Source organism: Streptomyces sp. HUAS TT11, from assembly GCF_051553595.1.
GTDB lineage: Bacteria > Actinomycetota > Actinomycetes > Streptomycetales > Streptomycetaceae > Streptomyces.
Genome location: NZ_CP196184.1, coordinates 8574197 through 8592999, shown reverse-complemented (window position 1 = coordinate 8592999; position 18803 = coordinate 8574197). Strand labels below are relative to the sequence as shown.

Genomic DNA, 18803 nt, shown 5'->3' with positions numbered 1-18803 from the left:
CTCAAGTCCGAGCGACGACACAAGAGTTGATTCACCATTCCTTTACACCTTCTGGATCATGGACAAAACTGGTGCGCTGCACGGCCACCGGCTCACCGGATCCCTACCTGCACGTTTCCCGGAAGCCATCGCTCCGTGCGTACCCAGCCTCGTGAGACGGTGCCCCACCCCGGCTCCACCTCCTCGGTGAAGGACGTTCATGCGACGCTCCACCCTGATCACCCGTGCTCTCGGCGGCACTGCCCTGGCCTGCGCCGCCGTCGCCTTGTCCCTGGTCTTCGTACGCTACGACGCCCCCGCGCCGCGCGGGGACATACTGTCGGCGCTCGGGGCGGCCGCTCTCGCGGCTGGAGCATGGGCGCTCGCCTGCCGTGCGGCGCCGGCGTTCAGCCCGGCACCTGCCGCTGCGAGCCGGCCGTCCCCGGTGCCACCGCTGCCGCGCCGGCTCCCGCTGCCCGCCCGCGACGTGGGCCGTGCGACGGGGGCTGTCCTCCTCATCCTGACCCCGTTCGCGCTCACCCGGCTGGCCGCCGGTTCGGGCGGGGTGCTCGCCGGCGCGCTGATCATCTTTGTCTTCGTGGTGACGGTGAAGGCACTCCTCTTTGCGCGCCGCCAGGCGAGCCAGGCCGAAGCACGCAGAAAGTTGGTCGTACTGGCCGAGGACGCCGGCCGGGGCGAGCTCCACGCCGTACGGGTCCGGGTCGGGGAACCCGTCCGGATGCGTTACCTCAAGCGCGGTGACAAGCCGGGTGAGTTGGACGTCACGCAGTTCCACTGGCTCGTCCTGCGGGATGGCGGGCGTGAGATCAGGCTGGGCGGCTCTCGCGAGGAGGTGGGCCGGGCGGCCCTGCGCCTCGGCGGCCAGGAAGGCTGGCTCTGCTGGCCGGAGCGGTGGAAGCTGATCGACGAGGAGTTGCCCGCGGCATTCGTCGCCGACAGCGGCGAGGTGATCATGGGATTGAGTGACCCGGACGAGGCACGCCCGTACCTGAACGGCACCACCCGCCCACCATGTCCGACCGCGCTGTCCGGCGCCTGCCGAGCACCGCCAAATTCTCTGCACCTGTTCACACCCGGACAGTCGGCGGGGCTCTGCTCGCCGCACTGATCACCGCCCCCGTCCTCTACGTCGGCCCCGACCGCCTGCCCTGGGTGCTCGATTGGCTCCTGTGCGCCCTGGCTGCGGCCTCGGTCGTCGTATTCCCGTTGCATGGGATCCGAGAGACGACCCAGGCCCTCGCGGACGGTCCGTCCTGGACGGTACGCGAGGAGTCAGACCCGTCGATCGCGTGACGCGGACGGATGGCCGGCACCGCGCGGGCTCGGCTCGGCCCGGTCCACGCGGGAGCCGACGCATCGCCGGGGACACTCGTCCGTGCGGGCCGCGCTGATCCATCAGCACCTCGTGAACGGTCGTGACCACGAGATCGCTGATCGCCTGGACGATCTGATTCGGCGGGTCAAGCGGCCCGACGACGGTCCATCCGGCAGGTGAGCGGCACGGCGCTGCTCACCGAGTGCAAAAGATCAAGCCCAGGCATCCGGGCTCTCGCCGAGGATCCACTGCACCACGCGGCGGGCCACCATCGTGGGAAGCTCACGTCCATCGCGCCCGAAGGCTGTCCGAACTCACCAAGTACCTTCTGGCACAGGCATGTTGGAATTCCCTTATGGCCACTCCCGCTGACGGAACCACCCGCCTGAGTCCGGACGAGCCCGCGCACGGTCTGCGTGCCGAGATCGAGCGGCTGAGAGACGAGGCGACACACCAGAGGAAACTCGCCCACCGCCGGGCCGAGTTCTGGACCAAGACGGACATCGTCCTCGGTTTCCCGGCGGCCTTGCTCGCGGGCACGGCGGGAACGGCAGGACTGGCCTCGGCGGACGCGCGCGTTCCCGCCGCCCTCGCGGCTCTGGCCTCCGCCGGATTCGCGGCGGGGGCGGGCTTCCTGCGCAGCGACACCAGGCGCCGCGCCAACAAGCGCGCCCGGCACGCATGGGCCTCCGTCGAGGCCAAGGCTACGGTGGCACTGGCCCAACAGCATGTGACCCCCGAGCTCCTCGGCGACCTGCTGGAATGCCGCCAGACTGCGCTGGCGGCCTACGACGGCGAGGAGCCCCGGCCGGTGGCGTCGTGATCCGCAGCCCTTCGGCTGCTGCCCCCGTCGAAAAACTCGAAGTGGGTGCACCGGCGGACATGGCTCACATTGGATGTCGGCTCCGACTCCGGTGCCCATCGCAGCGATCGGCTTCGCCGACGGCTGCAACCCACGAGGATCGCAGCCGTCCGAGTGCGCAACCGGACTCTCGGATGCGGGCCACTACGGAGTGCTTGCGCCGATCACCTCACGTAGTTTCCTGACCTGCGCCCTGGATCGTCTGTGGCGTAGGCGCCCTTTCACCGCACGAGGACACGAATCTCCTGTTGCACTGGCCGGCAGCATGACCACGACGTTGTCAGTGCTTCAGGGAGTCCTTGGTGCTCTCTTTCGCACCTCGCATTCTGCCCCGCGCCTCGAGGGCGGCACCCTTTGCCGCGAGGGTGTCCTTGTGCACCGCGTGGGCCACCTTCCGCACGGTTTTCCCCACAACCTGTTCGGCTTTTGCCTTGGCTTTCTCTCCGGTACCCATGTCAGTACCTCCACGCTCACTGTCCGAGTGCCCCTGAGTCCGGGGGAAAACCTGCTCATCGCAGTCGGGGGTGCAGGTGGGGCGGGAATCCAGCTGCCGCCCGGAAGCGACCGGGCCCACCGTCGGCGCATGCCCGGTGACATCGAGGAACTCGTTTCGCCACTCCGCGATCAAGACCCCCCGCGACGCCCTCGTTGCGGGCCGTCACCGCGATCGCCACCGACGGCCGCGTCGGGGTCCTCGGGCCGCTGACGGTTCGGCAGCACCTCGGTGGGGCGCCGATGTGCTCTGCGTAGGCCTCCGGCCGCCGGGAAGGCCGGAGAGCCGGGCCGGTCGTGGGTGCCGACGGGAGAGCGGGCCCGTTCAGGGGCTGTGTGCCTGTCGGTGCCCGTACGGCTCGTCCCGGAGCCCCGCACCATCACCATGGGCACCGCCGGACTCCGGCGGGCCGTGGTGGCTTCGATCGCCCTGATCACGGCCGTCCTGGTCCCGGTCCGCGCCGTGCGCGCAGGCGCCGGTCCCCCGGCCGGAAACGTCGGCGGCGCGCCGACTGTCACGGGCCGTCGAACCGATAATCAGGCACGGAACTGCGCCGCTGGTACCGATCTCGCACACCCGATCGGTTCGCCGCACCCGGGGGCGGACTACGCCCAAGGCCGCGACGGGAATTCGCGCGCCGCCTCCGCGCAGCTGTTCGCACAGGGATTTGATGCAACGTCATCGATCGTGTGAATGCGGTACACCTGCGTCGGCACAGACGTTCGCTCTCCATGCATCAGTGATGATGTTGGTACTGATGGGGGTGCTGCCAACCGGGTTACTTTTCGGTCTGGAGACACCCGGAGGGAGTACGGGGTTGCCCACTTCCCGTGTCATGCAGCGGTCGGAGGTGGTCTTCGGGTTGAGGGTGAGCACGTTGCTGCTGCGATTCCGCTGTGCCGGCATAGTGCCGGCCTTCGTGGCGGCGGCGAAAGGACTACCTCTAATGCGAGTGACCCGGACCATGTTCGCCTCCGCTGCGGTCGCCGCGGCCGTCGCGCTCTCCGCTCCCGCCGCGCATGCCGTGTCGCTGGCCAGCGGCGTGAAGGCCAGTGACGGTGCTCTGACCATGGCGCAGACCCAGCCCGGCGACGAAGACGGCGGCCGGTCGCACGGCCGACCGCACCACAAGCACGGCGAGGACAGCGAGGGCGCCGACGAGAACGCCGGCGGTGGAGCCGAAGACGAGAGCAGCGACCCGGCTGCCTCGGACGACGACCAGAGCGACGAGGGCAGGCCCGGCGCGGAGAGGGCGCCCAGCGACGAGGGCAGGCCTGGCGCGGAGAGGGCGCCCAGCGGCGGTGTGAAGGCCGGTGGCGGCGCCCTGGCGATGGCTCAGACCCAGGACGGTGACAGGGCTGACGACGACGGCGGCCGGTCGCACGGCCGACCGCACCACGAGCGCGGCGAGGACAGCGAGGGCGCCGACGAGAACGCCGGCGGTGGAGCCGAAGACGAGAGCAGCGACCCGGCTGCCTCGGACGACGACCAGAGCGACGAGGGCAGGCCCGGGGCGGAGAGGGCGCCCAGCGGTGCCGTAAAAGCCGGTGGCGGCGGGCTGGCGCAGTCCAGCAACGGCCTGGCCGCTGGTTCGGTGCTGCTGCTCGGCGGTCTCGGCGCGGGTGCGTACATGCTGCGGCGTCGAGCGGCGGAGGCCTGATCGGCACTCGTCGGCCGACTGTGCGGTCGCGGCCGCCGTCACTCGCGAAGGGTGACGGCGCCCGCGACTGCGGCGTTGGGGCCGGCTGCCGTCCGGCCCACTGATGTCCTACCGCCGCCCTCGTTCATGAACAGGCCTTGATTGATGACCCTCTCTCAACCGGCCCCGCCGAAACAGCCGCGAAACAGGTCTGCGTCCCGTCCCATCTACCGTGCCCTGTTGTTGCTGCCTGCGGCGGCTGTGGGGCTGGGCGCCGTACTCATCCACCACTCGCTGTCGAGCCCGTCGGATCCGAAGCCGCCGACGCTGCCCGCGGCCGTCGTCCCGTCCGTGGTCGTGACGCCGCCGGCACTCGTCGCTCCGTCAGGTCCGGCGCCCCGTACGGGTCTGCCGGCGGCCCAGGAGCTGCCTAGGTCGGCGCCCAAGCGCATCGTGATTCCGCAGATCGGAGTCAACGCGCCGTTCTCGGAGATCGCGCTGGATGCCTCCGGGCACCTCACTCCACCGCCCGTGACGAACAAGAACCTGGTGGGCTGGTACAAGGGCGGGGTCTCACCGGGTGAGCGGGGAACGTCGGTCGTGGTGGGTCACGTCGACACCAAGACCGGACCGGCGGTGTTCGTGCTGCTGCGCACCCTCAAGCCGGGAAGCACGCTCGACATCACCCGCGCGGACGGCGTCGTCACCGGCTTCAAGGTGGACGCCGTCGAGACGTTCAGCAAGGCGAAGTTCCCCGACAAGCGGGTCTACGCCGGCAACGCCACCCCTCAGCTGCGGTTGATCACCTGTGGTGGCACCTACAACCACAAGTCCCACGACTACGAATCCAACGTGGTGGTGTTCGCCCACCTCGACTCGGTCAGGCATCCCTGAGTCACCTCCGGGAACCGCCCCCGACACCCTTTCACCGGCACCTTCTTCTTCCGGCACCCCCGACCGGCCGGGAAAGCCCCGGTCACCACCTGCGGGTGCCGCCGCCCGTGATCTCGCCCGTTCGAGTGCCTTGGCGGGGCCACGTCGCCCCAATCCCCGTCCGCCAGTGATCTGTCCGCAAGATGGCGTGCGGCGAGCACTGTTGCACAGCGACCGGTGAGGACGACGTGGCCACCAAGACTCCGCCTGCTCAGCACGTGTTCGACCGATCCAAACCCCTGGGCGAAGCGCTGGACGGCGCCTCAGTGTCCCGACTGCACATCAGGTTCTGGCTGCTGGCCGGGCTCGGCATTCTGCTCGACGGATTCGACTTCTTCATCATCGGTGTGGCGAATCCGCTGATCGCCGCGGACTTCTCGGTGAGTGCCGTCGAGAAGGGCCTGCTGTCCGCTGCGGCGGTCGTGGGCTCGGTGTTCGGCGCGGCGCTGCTGGGACCGCTGGGTGACCGGGTCGGTCGAAGCCGTATCTTCCGGGTCGATCTGTGGCTGTTCGTCGTCTTCTCGGTGCTGTGCGCGGTCGCGTGGGACGTCTGGTCCCTGATGGTCTTCCGGTTCGCGCTGGGCGTCGCGGTGGGCCTGGACTACCCGATCGCAGCCAGTTATCTGGCGGAGATCCTGCCGTCCAGGGCCCGTGGGCGGTGGCTGGTCGCCGCCTTCAGTCTGCAGGCCGCGGGCATCCTGCTGGGCGCGGCGGCCGGGGTGGTGACCCTCGAGGCGTATCCCCATGTGACCTCGTGGCGGATCATGCTGGGATTCGGGCTCATCCCGGCCCTGATCATCATCTGGCTGCGCCGCCGGGTGCCCGAGAGTCCCCGATGGCTCGCCCAGAACGGGCACGAACAGGAGGCACGCGACGTCGGCCGGGCGCTCGTGGGCGTTCCCGTCCAGGTTACCGACGCGGACAAGGAACGGCACGAGCCCCCGGCGGAAGGTGTCGGGGCGTTCCTCCAGCCCCGGTTGTTCTCACGGCAGTGGCGCAGGCGGACCGTCTTCACGGCGGCACCGTGGTTCCTGATGGACATCGCCACCTACGGGGTGGGCATCTTCACCCCCACCCTCCTCGCCTCCCTGACGGTGCACCGCGCGAACACCTCGTTCATCGCCGATGACATCGTCTCCACGAAGGGGACCGCCCTGCTGGACGTCTTCCTCGTCGTCGGATTCCTGCTGGCGATCTTCCTGATCGACCGTGTCGGCCGCGTACCGCTGCAACTGGTCGGATTCGCGGTGATGGCCGTCGCACTCTGCGTCCTGGCGATCGGCAGCCGACTGCCCGGCGGCGCCGACGCCCATCTCCCGATGGTGCTGATCGGGTTCGGGTTCTTCAACATGTTCATGAATCTCGGGCCGAACGCCACGACGTTCGCTCTGCCCGCAGAGGTGTTCCCCTCGGAGATCCGCTCGGCCGGACACGGCTTCGCCGCCGGATGCGGCAAGTTGGGGGCAGCCCTCGGGACGTTCCTCTTCCCTGTGCTCCTGGCGGGCATCGGCCAGGCCGCGCTGCTCTACGCGGTGGCGGCTGCCTGTGGGCTCGGTTTCCTGATCACCCTCGTCTTCCGCGTCGAGCCGCGCGGCTGTTCCCTCGACGAGCTCTCCGGCGTCCAGGCCACCCGGCTCGCACCCCGCGTCACTCCCCCGTGAGGCGCCGGCACACAGCGCGCTCGGCACGGTCACGCATCGTGTCCATCGCGGTGCACACCGCTTCCGGCCGCGGGGATCCGAGGCGACCATCAGGGCGCGGCACCGGTGACGCCGTCCCGCCGCACACCGATCGCTCATCCGCGCGCGGGCGGCTCGACCCACTGATCGCCCGCGTCCACGGTCGCCCCCGTGGGAGAGGCGCTCTCGGGGTTGGCGGACTGCGCGGAGTCGTCGAGGGGGCTGACGTCGTCCGTGGCTGCCGGAGGCATGAAGAGGAGGTCTTCGAAGGCGGCCATCCCGAAGAGGAAGGCCATCATCAGTGCGGGCGCCAGAAGGGCAAACAGGATCACAGGACCTCCCCGTGGGTGGTCGGCCTGTGGGGCCTGGTGCGGTGGACCGGACTTCAGGATGAAGCCGAACGGGCTAACACGCACCTCGAGGCGCCGCGGCCAGGGCAGCGGTCGCCACGATTCGTGGCGAGACCCCGGGGTTCGCCCTCTGAGCCGCGGTTCGCGCTACATGGCCGCCGCGGCATGCTGCTCCTGCTGCTGCGCTTCCTCCTCGTCCCGGTCGATGCACTTCGCCAGGCACCGGGTGCGGGACAGGGCGAAGACGCCGTACGCGAGCAGGACGAGGCCGACGAACGCCGGGAGCAGCCACATTCCGCGGCGCGGGGACTCCGCGAAGAGCGTCACACCCAGGATGAAGCTGACCGAGGCGTCACCGAGCGTGAGTGCCGGCTGTGACGCGATCAGCGGACCTCCCTGCATGGCGTATCCCAGCAAGAAGATCGAGAGGGATCCGGCGGCCGCGAAGCCATAGGTCTGCCAGGCGAGAAAGAATCCCGTCGCTCCTTCGTCGGAGAGGATCGCCATGGACGACTTGACCAGTGCCGCGGTGAGCGCGTTGCCGATGGCGGCCGCCGCCGCCAGGCAGGCCGCGCGAGCGAGGCCCTGCGGGCGGCGTAGTCCGGTCAGGACGAGTACGGCACCGGCCCCGCCGACGGCGGCGAGCGTCGGCACCCACCAGACCCCCGGAATCTGATCGCGCCCACCGGACGGGGCCACGGAGAACAGCCCGAGAGCCAGGCCGACGAAGATGCAGGCCACGCAGAACCATGCCTTGGCCGACACCCGTACGCGGAAGACCAGACTGCCGACCAGGAGCGCCAGCGGGAGCTCGAGGATGAAGAGCGGCTGGACCATGGCCAGCCGGCCCGCGCTCAGGGCCAGAGCCTGGAACAGCGCGGCGAAGACGACCCCCAGAATGCCGCCGAACCAGATGGGACTGCGCAGCAGGTGCCGGACGAGGGCGAGCCGGGCCGAGGATTCGGGCACCTCGACTGCCGCACGCCGTTGCAACACGGTTCCCACCGCGTTGCTGCCAGCAGCCAGGACGGCGAATACGACTGCCAGAATCATCCCGCACGCACCACTTCCACGTCCCGCGCCGGCCGCGCGGGTACGGTGTTTCCGTTCTTGTTGCTGCTCAGGGCGGGTGTGCCCGGGCCTGTTCCACGATGGCACCTTGCGTCGGCGGTTTCCAGCCGGGCCTTCTCCTCCGCCCCGGCCGGACAGGACGGCTGCCCCGGCGCGCGGGCGGTCCCCGGTTCTCTCCGGGCCGGGCGGGCGCGGGCACGGCCCCGGTACCGAGGGGGTCGGCGGGACGGCGTCCCCGGGGCCGGCGGTGTTCCCCGCTTTGATCGTCTGCGGTTCCGCGGCAGGCCACACCGGCGCCGCGAGCGGCTCCGTCCCCGGGAAGGTGCGGCCCCAGGGGTAACGCCGCTCGGCACACATGACGTGCGGTACGGGCGCCGGCGGGGCCGCGGCCCGGCACCCGGCGGTCTCCGGCGCTCCCTGCCGCCGGCCCCCGGCGCCCACCCCCTCCTCAGGACAGCGTGCGGCACAGTACGGCCGCGGGGCCCGCCGTGCTGCCCAGCCGGGTGGTGAAGGCGATCCCGGCGGCGTACTCGGCGTCGGCGCACTGGCCCTTGTAGTCGCCGTAGGCGTAGTCACCGCCGTCGGCGTCGGCCGGGCGGTTGTCGGAGCGGTCGAACCAGACCGTTCGACCCGTGCCTCCCAGCGCGGTGCGGGCGGGGGCGCACAGCGCCGCCGACACACGGCCGCCGCGGCGGCTGTAGCCGATGAGGAACTGACCGGAGGGGCACTGGAACTTCGTGTAGCCCGAGGCCCAGTCGCCGCCCTGGGGGACATGGCGCTCGTCGGTGACCACCGTCTGGACGTCGCCCTCGGCGCGCAGATCACCGGCGTCGATGTCGGTGCACAGACCGCGTCCGGCCGTGTGACTGAGGCCGATCAGCCGCAGTCCGTCGGGGCAGGCCGCCTTGTAGGCGCCGGAATCCCAGTCCCCGCCCGCCCGCGCCCGAAGCGACTGGACCTGGTCGCCGTGGTCGGTGCTGAGCATGCGCCACGTGGGAACCGGGGCGACCGGCCCGGTGTGTGTCGGTGCGGTCATGAGGTGGCTCCAGGCGGTGCCGCGCCAGTCGGCCGGGTCCAGGATGCCGTGCCTGTGGCCGTCGGTGTCGTAGCGCAGCAGGGCCCAGTCGTCGTGGCCCTCCCACCCGACCAGTGGCCAGTACGCGAAGTCCGCGTCATGGTCGGCGAAGTAGTCGGTGAGGTTGCCGAACCATGCGCGGGCGGCGGCCCCCTTCTCGCCGGCTCCGACGCCGAACTCGCTGATCCACACGGGAGCGGTGTAGTGCCGCCCCGCCTCGGTGACGAAGAAGGCCTCGTCGGTGAGTTCCCGGTACAGCTCCTCACGGGTCAGGTCCTGGTAGCGGGGGTCGTGGGTCTCACCGATGCCGGTGGCACCGCTGTGGTGGGGCCCCGTGTACCCGTAGAAGTGGGCGGAGTACACCAGCTTGTGGGTGGCCACGAGCGTGTGGGAGAGCGTGCGTGCCGGAGTGAGGGTGGGCCGGCCGTGCGGCAGTCCGTCGACGGGCAGCCCGGTCCAGTTGATCCCCTCGATGACGATGAGGAGAGCGGGGTTCGCCTCCGTGAGGATGCGGTCCGCGGCGAGTTGGGCGGCGGCAGACCAGTCGTGCTCGTCACCCGACCCCCAGTTGGGGTCGTCAAGGATGTCGCGGCGCACTTCGTTGTAGAGGTCGGCGCCGACCACCCGGGGATCGGCGGCGTACCGGCGCGCCATGAAGACCCAGTCGTCCGCCCACTGACCGGTGGACTGGCTGCTGTTCCACCGCTCGTTGCCGTCGATACCGCAGCACCAGCGGGAGGTGTTGGTGTGGTTGTTGAGGACGACGGCGAATCCGTCGTCGGTGAGGGCGGTCACGACGGCGTCGTAGATCTGCAGCGGTGTCCTGCCGCGCAGCTGCGGGTTGGCGCTGACGGCGGCGTCGGGCACGGCCGCCGTCGCATGGATCATCTCGTTGGAGAACGGCAGCCGGATGCTGTTGATGCCGAGGTCGTGGAAGTCGGCGAGGAGCTCGGGCAGGGGGACACGGTCCAGGCCGAGGGGTATGCCGTAGGAGTTCTGTCCGGCGTGGTGGTTGGCGGGGTCGGCGGTGCTGCCGCTGCCCGTCCACGATCCCTGTGCTCCGTCCCAGTTGGCGGATCTCAGCCGGAAGCGACGGCCCGTGGCGTCGACGATGGAGCGGCCTCGGGTGGACAGCGGCGGTTGCCAGGCGTCGGCCTCCTGGTCCGTGGCGTGGGCGGTGCGCAGCGACGGCTGCTTGGCGGCGACGGCCGCTCCCGGTGCCGCGGCCAGCAGTAGTAGGGCCGCTGTCATTCCTGTCAGGTACTGGACAACTTTGGTCTGCATACGTCCCTCGGCGAACGAATGGCTGGGCACGGACGGGGGTGACGCGGGCGACGGACGGCTTGCCCGGACAAAGAGCAGAGGCGGTACGCGGTGCGAGCCGGTGATTCCGGCGGACGGCGGGCGCCAGTCTACGAAAGAACGCCTCCCCTGTCGGCGCGGACGAACCGGCCGGCGCCCCGGTACCGCGCGTTGACCGAAAAGGGCCCCGGCAGGCGGTCGGCGGATCTCCATGGCGACACCGCCGCACAACATCGTGGCGTATCCCGGAGACTCCATGAACAAAGGTGATAATCAGCATTTAACAGAGCTTTTCGCTCTCGTGTGCCTCAGATCACGCGGGATTGTCACGTCCTGGGTCTCTTCCTCGGAAATATATGGAGACCCCCCTCAGGTTGGTGGTTGCATTGGGTGGGCGCACTGGAGGCGGGCATGGACAACAGGCACATGAGGCAGGCGAGGGGACCGCGATGAGCCACCTCACTCCGGGATTCCTCCGCAGCAGACCCCATCGCCCGGTGGCCGCGACCGCGCCTCGTGAACCATGGCAGCGCGCCGCGTTCGTCCTGCTCGCGGTGGGCCTGGATGTGGCCGCCGCCGTGATGGTGCTGAGCCGGCATCTTCCGAATGCCGTGGCCGGTGTGCTCCTGGCCGGAATCGGCTGGTTCACCACCGGACGCATCGCAGCCTGGTACCCCGGGTCGTCGCGCACCACCCCGGACGACTCGGCACGCCGATGAGTCAGGCGACCGAAGGCACCATGGCGACCGACTCCTTCCTGACGGCCCGGAAGCCGCTGCCCGGCACGGCGACGGGTCGAGCGGGGCGTGACGACCCCCGCGAGCGGCGTCGGCGGCACATGGTCGAACTGCTCGCGGTGTGCGCCCTGGCCCTGGTCCCCTGGACGGTCGTCCTGGGGCTGACACTGCCCACCGACTACCGGGTCCACGCGTGGCGCACGACCTGGGTCGGCTTCGACATACTGCTGCTCATAGCCCTGGGGGCCACGGCCGTCCTCGGCAGGCGGCGTCACCGGGCCGTGGTGATCCCCGCACTGTCGAGCGCCGTGCTGCTGGTGTGCGACGCCTGGTTCGACGTCTCGCTCGCCTTGGGCACACCCGCCGTCTGGGCCTCCGCCGCACTGGCCGTCTTCGTCGAACTGCCCATGGCCGTCTTCCTGTTCCACCGTATGTACAAGCTGCTCCGCCTTCAGTGGACACCGCTGCCGCCCGCCGACAGCGCGGACCGCGCGGGAGGCAGTCGCTCCGGTGTCGCCCAGCCGGAAGAGTGTCCGTGACGCCGTCACGGCGCCCTCGTCCGCCCACGTGAAGAAGGCCCCGCCGGCACACGCGGCCGAGGAGACGCACGCGGACGCGGTCTGCGACGACGCCGTGCTCAAGGCGTCCGCCCCCTGGAGAGGCCCGGAGCACGCGTCTTCCAGGACTCGTTCTCCGCGTAGGGGAACGAGTGGTGCTCATGGGCCACCACCCAGCGGTCCCGTTCCTTGCGCAACCCCAAGGTGAGTCTCAGCCGGTTGTCCGGCCGCTCGGCCAGGTCCTGCGGCGTTCCGCAGCGGAGCAGGGCGTGGGCGAACGCCACGTCGCTCCCGGCGGTGACGTCGAGCGACTCGATCTCGAAGACGGCACCCCCCGCCTGCCAGGCGAAGAACGGCGGCCAGACACCGCGGTAGGCCCGGATGCCGCGCACCCCCTGACAGGGCGGCGGCACGTCGAACATCACGATGTCGTCCGCGTGGTCCGCGAGGACCCCCTCCAGCTCGCCCCGGTGCACGGCCGCCGCCCACTTCTCGACCAAGGCCCGGATCTGCTCTGTGTCGTCGGCCATGAGGGCGGCTCCCTGGTTCATGTCGTCCCGGCGGATGTACGTCCGGGATGTGGACCGGCCCCGGCACCGGAACTCATCGCCGACACAGCGCCGCAGAATTCCGGCCGTCGCCTTCCGTCAGCTGTGCACCGCGCAGCAAGGAGTGGGATTGGGCACCTCGAACGGCGCCAGGGTTCCGCCCGCGGCCGGAACCAGCACCAGCGTCAGCGCACCCTCCCGCCACTCCGGCCGCACATGGTCGCGGGTCTGCACCGGGAAGGCCGGATCGGGCCCCTGCCCACCGGCCGGCGTGCCGAGCACGGTGACCCGCTCGACCGAGGTGAGGGCCAGCACGTCGGCCACCGTGACCGTGCCGGTGAGGCGGTCCGCTCCGGGGAACACCACGGCCCTGCCGCCCTGCCTCGCCGTGTGCTCCGCCGCGGCCAGGGCCGCCGCGCGGACGGCCACCGCGGGACCGTACGCCCGCTCCCCCAGCGCGGCTCCCACATCCACCCCCTCCGTAGCACCCGGCAGGAGCGCGAATGCCGACTCGGCCACCGCGACGCCGGGCAGCGCGAACGAGACCGCCGTGCCACGCCGTTCGGCGGTGCGGATCAGGTGGGTGCAGGCGATCGTGCCGCCGGGGAGGTCCAGACGCTCCACCAGATCGTGGATCAGATGGTCCGCCTCGCGGAGCGTCGCCGTACCGGCGTCCACTCCGAGAACGGAGTGGACGCCGGACGCGTCGTGCGGAGCGCTCATGCGGGCAGGACCCACATCGGGTTGGAGTAGAACCACAGGTCCTTCCACGGGTCGGCGTCGCCGACGACGTCGATCGCAGGTCCGGCCGGGTCGACGGAGGCGCCGCGCAGGCCGACGGCCGTGCGGTTGCCGTCGGTGCCCCGGAGCCGGACGTACACCGGCTTGTCCACGCGACCGAGGGAGTACGTGAGGCGCACCGACCCGGTGGACCTGTTCACCTCGAAGGACTTGACCACCTTGGTGTTCGGCGTGGCCAGGGTGTCCTTGTCGACGACCCGACCGGTGACGGCGCCCTGGATCACGTCGACGCGGGCCAGCGTCGGCACGAACTGCGCCCAGTTCGGGCCGTTGGCGAGGCTGATCTCGACGACGAGGTCGACGTGGCCGCCGCGGCGGACGTGGAGCACGTCGCCCAGCGTCACCGCCCGGCCGTCCGCGCGCAGTTGGGCGTTCAGGCCGCTGATGAGACCGCCGTGGTCGACCCAGACACGGCCGGCGCGGATGCCGTCCATGACCGCCTGGTAGGAGAAGGAGGCGGCGCCGACATGGGTGCGGGAGTACTGGCCGGGCCAGAAGTCGGTGTCGGTGAGGTTGAGGCCCCCGCCGTACACCGGGTCGTCGTAACGGCCGTTGGCGTTGAAGTCGCTGTTCGGGCCCCGCACGGCGCTGTCGGCGTACACGTTGTGCGAGTCGGAGTTGGCCGTGATCCACCAGGGCTTGCCCTCGGCGAGCAGGCTGTCCCACAGTCCGCCGACCGTGGCGGTCATCCAGTCGAAACCGCCCCACGTGCGGTAGCTCTCCAGCGGATAGCCGGAGAAGGAGTCGGCGCTCGGGCTGTTGTCGTAGATGCCACGCGCGGAGCCGGGACCCATCGGAGCGGGCAGACCGCCGGCCTGGTGGCCCGGGGCACCCTCCATACCGACCGCGATCGAGGGCTGGGCGTCGCGCCAGGCACGGATCTCGTGCGGGGAGTCGATGCCCTTGCGGGCCGGGTGGTTGGCCAGGAAGAGGGCGTCGGCCACCTTGCGGCGGCGGACCTGGTCGGCGAGGAAGTTGATGCCCGCGATGGCGAGCGCCTCGTTCGCCGGAGTACTGGCGCCGGCGTTCTTCGCCGAGCCGTCGAAGGAGTTCTCGAACTCCTTGAGGACCGCGACCTCGTTCCGGCCGGGGTGGACGAACACCGTGCCGTGCTCGGCGGCCGGGATGTTCCACTCCAGGCCCTGGAAGACGAGCGTGTCGTCGATCCGCTCACGCGCTTCGACGATGTCCGGGTTGACCTTCTCCACACCGATCTTGGCATGTGCCTCACTGCCGTGGTCGGTGATGACCATCCAGTCCAGGCCGTGCGCGTTCGCCTGCCGGACGTGGTCGAGGACCCGGTACTTGGCGTCGGAGCTGTACTGGGTGTGGATGTGGTGGTCGCCCGCCAGCCACAGGTATCCGTGCGACCGTCCACTGCGTGAGGACTGCGCCCCGGACGTCGCCGCGGCCTGGCCCGCACCCGCGAGGACGCTCCCCGCGGCCAGGCCCGCGCCGAGCAGTCCGGTGCGGCGCAACATGGAGCGCCGCGAGAGTTGACCAGGCGTCAGTTCCCCGTCGGGAACCGACATGTCGAGCGCGGGCGGCAACGATGAGGCCTCGCCGTGCCCGTGATCGTGGTGATGGTGGTGCCCGTGCCCGTGCGTGTGACCGTCGTGACCCATTGTCAGCTCCTGCTGCGACACCGGTTTGAACGTTCGAACGGGCCGAGAGTGGGCAGTGGGCATGAACCGCGGCGCACGCCCCCGCTGCGGAAGCAAGAACGCCGGATGTGCGGAAGGCGTGCGGGCCCCACCTCGAACACGGTCGGGTGCCATGGACGAGGTACGGCCGCGGTCGACGCCGCACCGCACGCCCGATCGGCCGACGGTGCGGCGCCTCCCGGTCGCGTATGTGCGGCGTGGGCAAGCCGGGCGGGGTTCAGCCCATCAGTCCGGCGGCGACCGTCGCACCCAGCTCCCGGCACGCCTCGACGTCGGGCTTGCCCGGCTCGCCCGTCACGGTCACCGCCTCGGCCACGCGTCGCCAGCCGAGCCCCGTGGTGATGGACTCGATCCCCCGTACCGCCCCGGTCACGTCGTTGCCGCCGTGCACCCAGTAGCCGAACGGCCGGCCGCGCGTCTCGTCCAGGCACGGGTAGTAGATCTGGTCGAAGAAGTGCTTGAGGGCCCCGGACATGTAACCGAGATTCGCCGGGGTGCCCAACAGACAGCCGTCGGCGTCCAGTACGTCCGATGCGGTCGCCGCCAGCGCCGCACGCCGGACCACCCGCACACCCTCGATCTCAGGTGCCGTCGCACCGGAGACGACGGCTTCGAACAACGCCTGGCAGTTCGGCGAGGGTGTGTGATGCACGATCAGCAAGGTGGCCATACCGTCGAACCCTGCCGCGACGCCTCCCGCACCGCAAGGCGACGCGGATTCCCACCCCGGCGCGCGAAGGTGTCGTCCTCCCGGCCTCTCGGTCCCTCAGCCGTGTTCCCCTGCCGCGTCTCCCCCGGCGCGTGCCGCATGGCGCTGCGATCGCAGTGTCTCGAGGAGCCGGAGCCAGATCTCGCTGGCCGTGGGATAGCTGGGCACCACGTGCCACAGAGTGGAGACAGGAGTACGTCCGACGATCGCCGTGGTCGCCGAATGCACGAGTTCGGCGATGCCCGCTCCCACGAAGGTCGCCCCGATCACGACGTCCTCGGCGCGGTCGACGACGAGTTTGGCCCGGCCCCGGTAGTCGGGGCGCATGACCCAGGTGCCCGCGAGCGCGCCGAGGTCGTATTCCACCACCTCGATGTCGATGCCCGCCTCCCGCGCCTGTTCCTCGGTGACACCGGCGCTGCCGACCTCCGGGGTGGTGAAGACGACCTGGGGCAGCCCTCGGTGTCCTTCGGCCGATGAGGGCAGATCCGGGGAGCCGCCGGCGCGTGCCGCGATGACCTCTCCGGCGATACGGGCCTGGTACTTGCCCATGTGTGTGAGCAGGGCACGTCCGCACACGTCGCCGATGGCGTACAGCCAGTCGCCGGGCACGCCGCGCACGGCCTGGTGGTCGTCGACGTCGAGGTAGCCGCCGGGCGGCAGTCCGACGGTTTCCAAACCGATGTCGCCGGTGTTCGGGGTACGGCCGGCGGCCACCACGATCTCGTCCGCGACGAGCACCGTGCCGTCGTCGAGCGTCACCCTCACCTCGCCGCCGTGCACACGCCCCTGGCCGGTGTCCCGCGGGTCGGAGCGCTCCACCCGGGACATCCCGCGCCCCAGGCAGAGCCGCACACCGCAGTCCCGGAGCTCCTCGGCGACCAACTCGCCCGCGAACGGCTCGCAGCGGGCCAGCAGCCGTGGTCCGCGCTGGACGACGGTCACCTCGGCGGCTCCGAGGCCGTGCAGCCAGGTGGACGCCTCGCAGGCGACCACCCCGCCGCCGAGGACGACGACCCGCCGGGGCACTTCCTTCATGGTGGTGACATCCCGGGAGTTCCAGGGCAGCGCGGCCCGCAGTCCGGGGACATCCGGTACGGCGGGGCAGGAACCCGTGTCGATGACCACGGCGTGTCCGGCCGTCAGTTCCCGGACCGGGCCGCCGTCCCTGCTCACCGCGATCCGCCGTTCACCGGTGAGCCGCCCGTAGCCCCGCACCACGTCGATGCCGGTGTCCAGGGCCCATGTCACCTGGGAGGTGTCGTCCAGGCCGTTGATCACGACGTCACGTCGTTCGAGCACGGCCGAGGGTTCGAGCCGGGCCATGACTCCGGGCGAGTGCGCGGCCGCGTCGACCACCTCGACGGGCCGCAGGAGAGCCTTGCTGGGCATGCACGCCCAGTAGGAGCATTCACCGCCGACGAGAACGTTCTCCACGAGCACCGACGACAGGCCCGAGAACTGGGCGGCGTACTGGGCGGCGTTCTCTCCGGCGGCAGCCGCGCCGAGGACGATGACGTCCCATTCGGAGCGATCCGGGTCCACCGTCGCAGTCATCAGAACCTCCGCGATCGTCCTTCCGCCGCAAGGGGCGGTGCATGGAGTGCGGTGAGTGAGAGGGGATGCCACGGGCCGGCCGACAGGGGATCGCCGAAGCGCCGGCAACCGGCACGAGCCGCTGCGGGCCTTCCGCCAGGCTACGGTCTGCGGAGCGTTCTCGCCTGCTTCCCGGGGCGTACGGGACAGACGTGGGGAAACGCCGCCCGGCGCCCGGTGACGCGGGCGGTGGACGGCGTTCCGCTCCTCGCCGGTTACGCGGCGAGGCGCTCGGCGAGCTCCTTGGCCTTGGCGGCCGCCTCGCCGAAGGCACGCTCACGGGAGGCCTCGTAGAGCGGGACCAGTTCGGCCATGGCCGGGTTGTGCGGGGCCATGGTGAGCTCCGGGACGATGAAGTCGAGGTCAAGACCGAGCGTGTCGGCCAGGACGGCCTGCAGGTAGTTCTGCACGTACTCGAAGTCCTCCTTCGGCGTGCCCGGCGCGTAGGAGCCGCCGCGGCTGGCGACGACCGTGACCGGCAGTCCCTTGATGGAGGAGGTCTCGCCCGCGGTCCGGCCGAACAGGATCACGTTGTCCAGCCAGGCCTTGAGGGTCGAGGGGATCGAGTAGTTGTACATCGGGGCGCCGATCAGCACCGCGTCCGCCTGCTCCAGTTCCTCGATCAGCGCGATGCGCTCCTCGAAGGCGGCCGCCTGCTCCGAGGAGTGGGTGGCGGGGTCGGCGAAGCCCGCGGTGTGCGACTCGGCGCTGATGTGCGGCACGGGCTTCGCGGCCAGGTCCCGGTAGACGACCGTGCCGTCGGGGTGCTGTTCCTGCCAGGCCTTGCGGAAGGCGTCCGTGACAGTGCGCGAGGCGGACGCCTCGCCCGAGAAGACGGACGAGTCGATGTGCAGCAGGGTGGCCATGGGGGTCTCCAAAGAACGTGCCCGAGCCCGGACGAGCCGAGCTAAGAATTCGTACAGAGCTATACCTATCACAGGAGCTTACTTTTTTTCATCCCCTGTAGGGGTAGTAAGCTGTCCTCATGGCGGCTCAGGGTCACGACGTGGCGGCATGCAAACAGGTGGACGGCGGTATCACCCGCGTCTTCCAGTTGCTCGGAAAGCGTTGGAGCGGCCCGATCGTGGCGGTGCTCGTGGACCAGCCGGCGCACTTCGCCGACCTGCGGCGGGCGATTCCGGGCCTCAGCGAGCGCATGCTCTCCGACCGGCTCGCCGAACTCGGCGCCGCCGGCCTGGTGGTGCGCGAGGTCGACGAGGGCCCGCCGCTGCGGGTCTCCTACCGGCTGACGGAGTCGGGTGCGGCACTCGAGCCCGCGCTCAAGGCGCTCGGGCAGTGGGCACAGACGCATCTGCCGGATGCGGAACCCTGCATGGGAGCCACCGAAACATGCGTGGAGTCGGCCCGGAAGTGAACCTGCCGCCGGGCGGAACGAACGCCCGCGCCGGTATCGCCGTGTCCGGACACACCCCGCTGCGTACGCCTGCTTCCCCCCTCGTGTGCCGTGGCGG

The 18803-nt window shown here is 70.6% G+C and carries 18 protein-coding genes; 8 read left to right on the top strand and 10 right to left on the bottom strand.

Annotated features, from left to right (window positions below):
• The first annotated feature begins 199 nt into the window (after positions 1-199).
• Together ACSHXN_RS38665 and ACSHXN_RS38660 are read left to right on the top strand one after the other, a co-directional pair.
• Positions 200-1108 (top strand): hypothetical protein, encoded by a 909-nt coding sequence (locus tag ACSHXN_RS38665; protein ID WP_438305610.1) that lies wholly within the window; start codon positions 200-202, stop codon positions 1106-1108.
• A gap of 562 nt (positions 1109-1670) precedes the next feature.
• On the top strand, positions 1671-2138 hold the full coding sequence (locus ACSHXN_RS38660; protein ID WP_355797088.1) for a hypothetical protein: 468 nt from the start codon (positions 1671-1673) through the stop codon (positions 2136-2138).
• A gap of 319 nt (positions 2139-2457) precedes the next feature.
• Here ACSHXN_RS38660 and ACSHXN_RS38655 read toward each other — a convergent pair whose 3' ends face one another.
• Complete coding sequence (locus ACSHXN_RS38655) at positions 2458-2631, bottom strand: hypothetical protein (RefSeq protein ID WP_355131451.1); 174 nt, start codon at positions 2629-2631, stop codon at positions 2458-2460.
• Between the two features lie 985 nt (positions 2632-3616).
• Between ACSHXN_RS38655 and ACSHXN_RS38650 the strand changes: the two genes are divergently transcribed.
• The 3 genes from ACSHXN_RS38650 (at position 3617) to ACSHXN_RS38640 (ending at position 6903) form a co-directional block, all read left to right on the top strand.
• The gene (locus ACSHXN_RS38650) at positions 3617-4330 is read left to right on the top strand and encodes a hypothetical protein (protein ID WP_356291961.1); all 714 of its coding nucleotides are present in this window, start codon (positions 3617-3619) and stop codon (positions 4328-4330) included.
• A gap of 144 nt (positions 4331-4474) precedes the next feature.
• On the top strand, positions 4475-5203 hold the full coding sequence (locus ACSHXN_RS38645) for a class F sortase (RefSeq protein WP_438305606.1): 729 nt from the start codon (positions 4475-4477) through the stop codon (positions 5201-5203).
• Between the two features lie 257 nt (positions 5204-5460).
• Entirely contained in the window at positions 5461-6903 is a 1443-nt protein-coding gene (locus ACSHXN_RS38640) for an MFS transporter (protein ID WP_438305603.1), read from the top strand.
• A gap of 134 nt (positions 6904-7037) precedes the next feature.
• Here the strand turns inward: ACSHXN_RS38640 and ACSHXN_RS38635 are convergent, their stop codons facing one another.
• The 3 genes from ACSHXN_RS38635 to ACSHXN_RS38625 all read right to left on the bottom strand — a co-directional run bounded on the left by ACSHXN_RS38635 (position 7038) and on the right by ACSHXN_RS38625 (position 10701).
• Positions 7038-7253 carry a hypothetical protein gene (locus tag ACSHXN_RS38635; RefSeq protein WP_355131459.1) on the bottom strand — a complete coding sequence of 72 codons (216 nt, stop codon included), beginning with the start codon at positions 7251-7253 and terminating at the stop codon, positions 7038-7040.
• A 165-nt stretch (positions 7254-7418) separates the two neighbouring features.
• Complete coding sequence (locus ACSHXN_RS38630) at positions 7419-8324, bottom strand: DMT family transporter (protein ID WP_355131461.1); 906 nt, start codon at positions 8322-8324, stop codon at positions 7419-7421.
• A 466-nt stretch (positions 8325-8790) separates the two neighbouring features.
• Positions 8791-10701: a glycoside hydrolase family 5 protein gene (locus tag ACSHXN_RS38625; RefSeq protein WP_438305599.1), complete on the bottom strand. Its 1911-nt coding sequence runs from the start codon at positions 10699-10701 to the stop codon at positions 8791-8793.
• 467 nt (positions 10702-11168) lie between these two features.
• Between ACSHXN_RS38625 and ACSHXN_RS38620 the strand changes: the two genes are divergently transcribed.
• Both ACSHXN_RS38620 and ACSHXN_RS38615 read left to right on the top strand, forming a co-directional pair.
• The gene (locus ACSHXN_RS38620) at positions 11169-11438 is read left to right on the top strand and encodes a hypothetical protein (protein WP_355797099.1); all 270 of its coding nucleotides are present in this window, start codon (positions 11169-11171) and stop codon (positions 11436-11438) included.
• A 20-nt stretch (positions 11439-11458) separates the two neighbouring features.
• Complete coding sequence (locus ACSHXN_RS38615; protein ID WP_355131466.1) at positions 11459-11995, top strand: hypothetical protein; 537 nt, start codon at positions 11459-11461, stop codon at positions 11993-11995.
• Positions 11996-12093: 98 nt separating this feature from the next.
• On the opposite strand, the gene ACSHXN_RS38610 is transcribed toward ACSHXN_RS38615, so the two are convergent.
• From ACSHXN_RS38610 to ACSHXN_RS38585, 6 genes are all read right to left on the bottom strand, one after another.
• Positions 12094-12543 (bottom strand): YybH family protein, encoded by a 450-nt coding sequence (locus tag ACSHXN_RS38610; RefSeq protein WP_356291967.1) that lies wholly within the window; start codon positions 12541-12543, stop codon positions 12094-12096.
• A gap of 117 nt (positions 12544-12660) precedes the next feature.
• A complete protein-coding gene (locus ACSHXN_RS38605; protein ID WP_355131470.1) occupies positions 12661-13284 on the bottom strand; it encodes a hypothetical protein in 624 nt (207 codons plus the stop codon).
• The gene (locus ACSHXN_RS38600) at positions 13281-14987 is read right to left on the bottom strand and encodes a PHP domain-containing protein (protein ID WP_438305595.1); all 1707 of its coding nucleotides are present in this window, start codon (positions 14985-14987) and stop codon (positions 13281-13283) included. The genes ACSHXN_RS38605 and ACSHXN_RS38600 overlap by 4 nt, the downstream gene beginning before the upstream one ends.
• Before the next feature lie 256 nt (positions 14988-15243).
• Positions 15244-15696 (bottom strand): flavodoxin family protein, encoded by a 453-nt coding sequence (locus ACSHXN_RS38595; protein ID WP_355131473.1) that lies wholly within the window; start codon positions 15694-15696, stop codon positions 15244-15246.
• Between the two features lie 96 nt (positions 15697-15792).
• Entirely contained in the window at positions 15793-17292 is a 1500-nt protein-coding gene (locus ACSHXN_RS38590) for a dihydrolipoyl dehydrogenase family protein (RefSeq protein WP_356109871.1), read from the bottom strand.
• Between the two features lie 254 nt (positions 17293-17546).
• A complete protein-coding gene (locus ACSHXN_RS38585; RefSeq protein WP_355131476.1) occupies positions 17547-18197 on the bottom strand; it encodes an FMN-dependent NADH-azoreductase in 651 nt (216 codons plus the stop codon).
• Positions 18198-18316: 119 nt separating this feature from the next.
• On the opposite strand from ACSHXN_RS38585, the gene ACSHXN_RS38580 reads away from it, so the two are divergent.
• Positions 18317-18706 (top strand): winged helix-turn-helix transcriptional regulator, encoded by a 390-nt coding sequence (locus ACSHXN_RS38580; RefSeq protein WP_059126286.1) that lies wholly within the window; start codon positions 18317-18319, stop codon positions 18704-18706.
• Positions 18707-18803 lie beyond the last annotated feature (97 nt).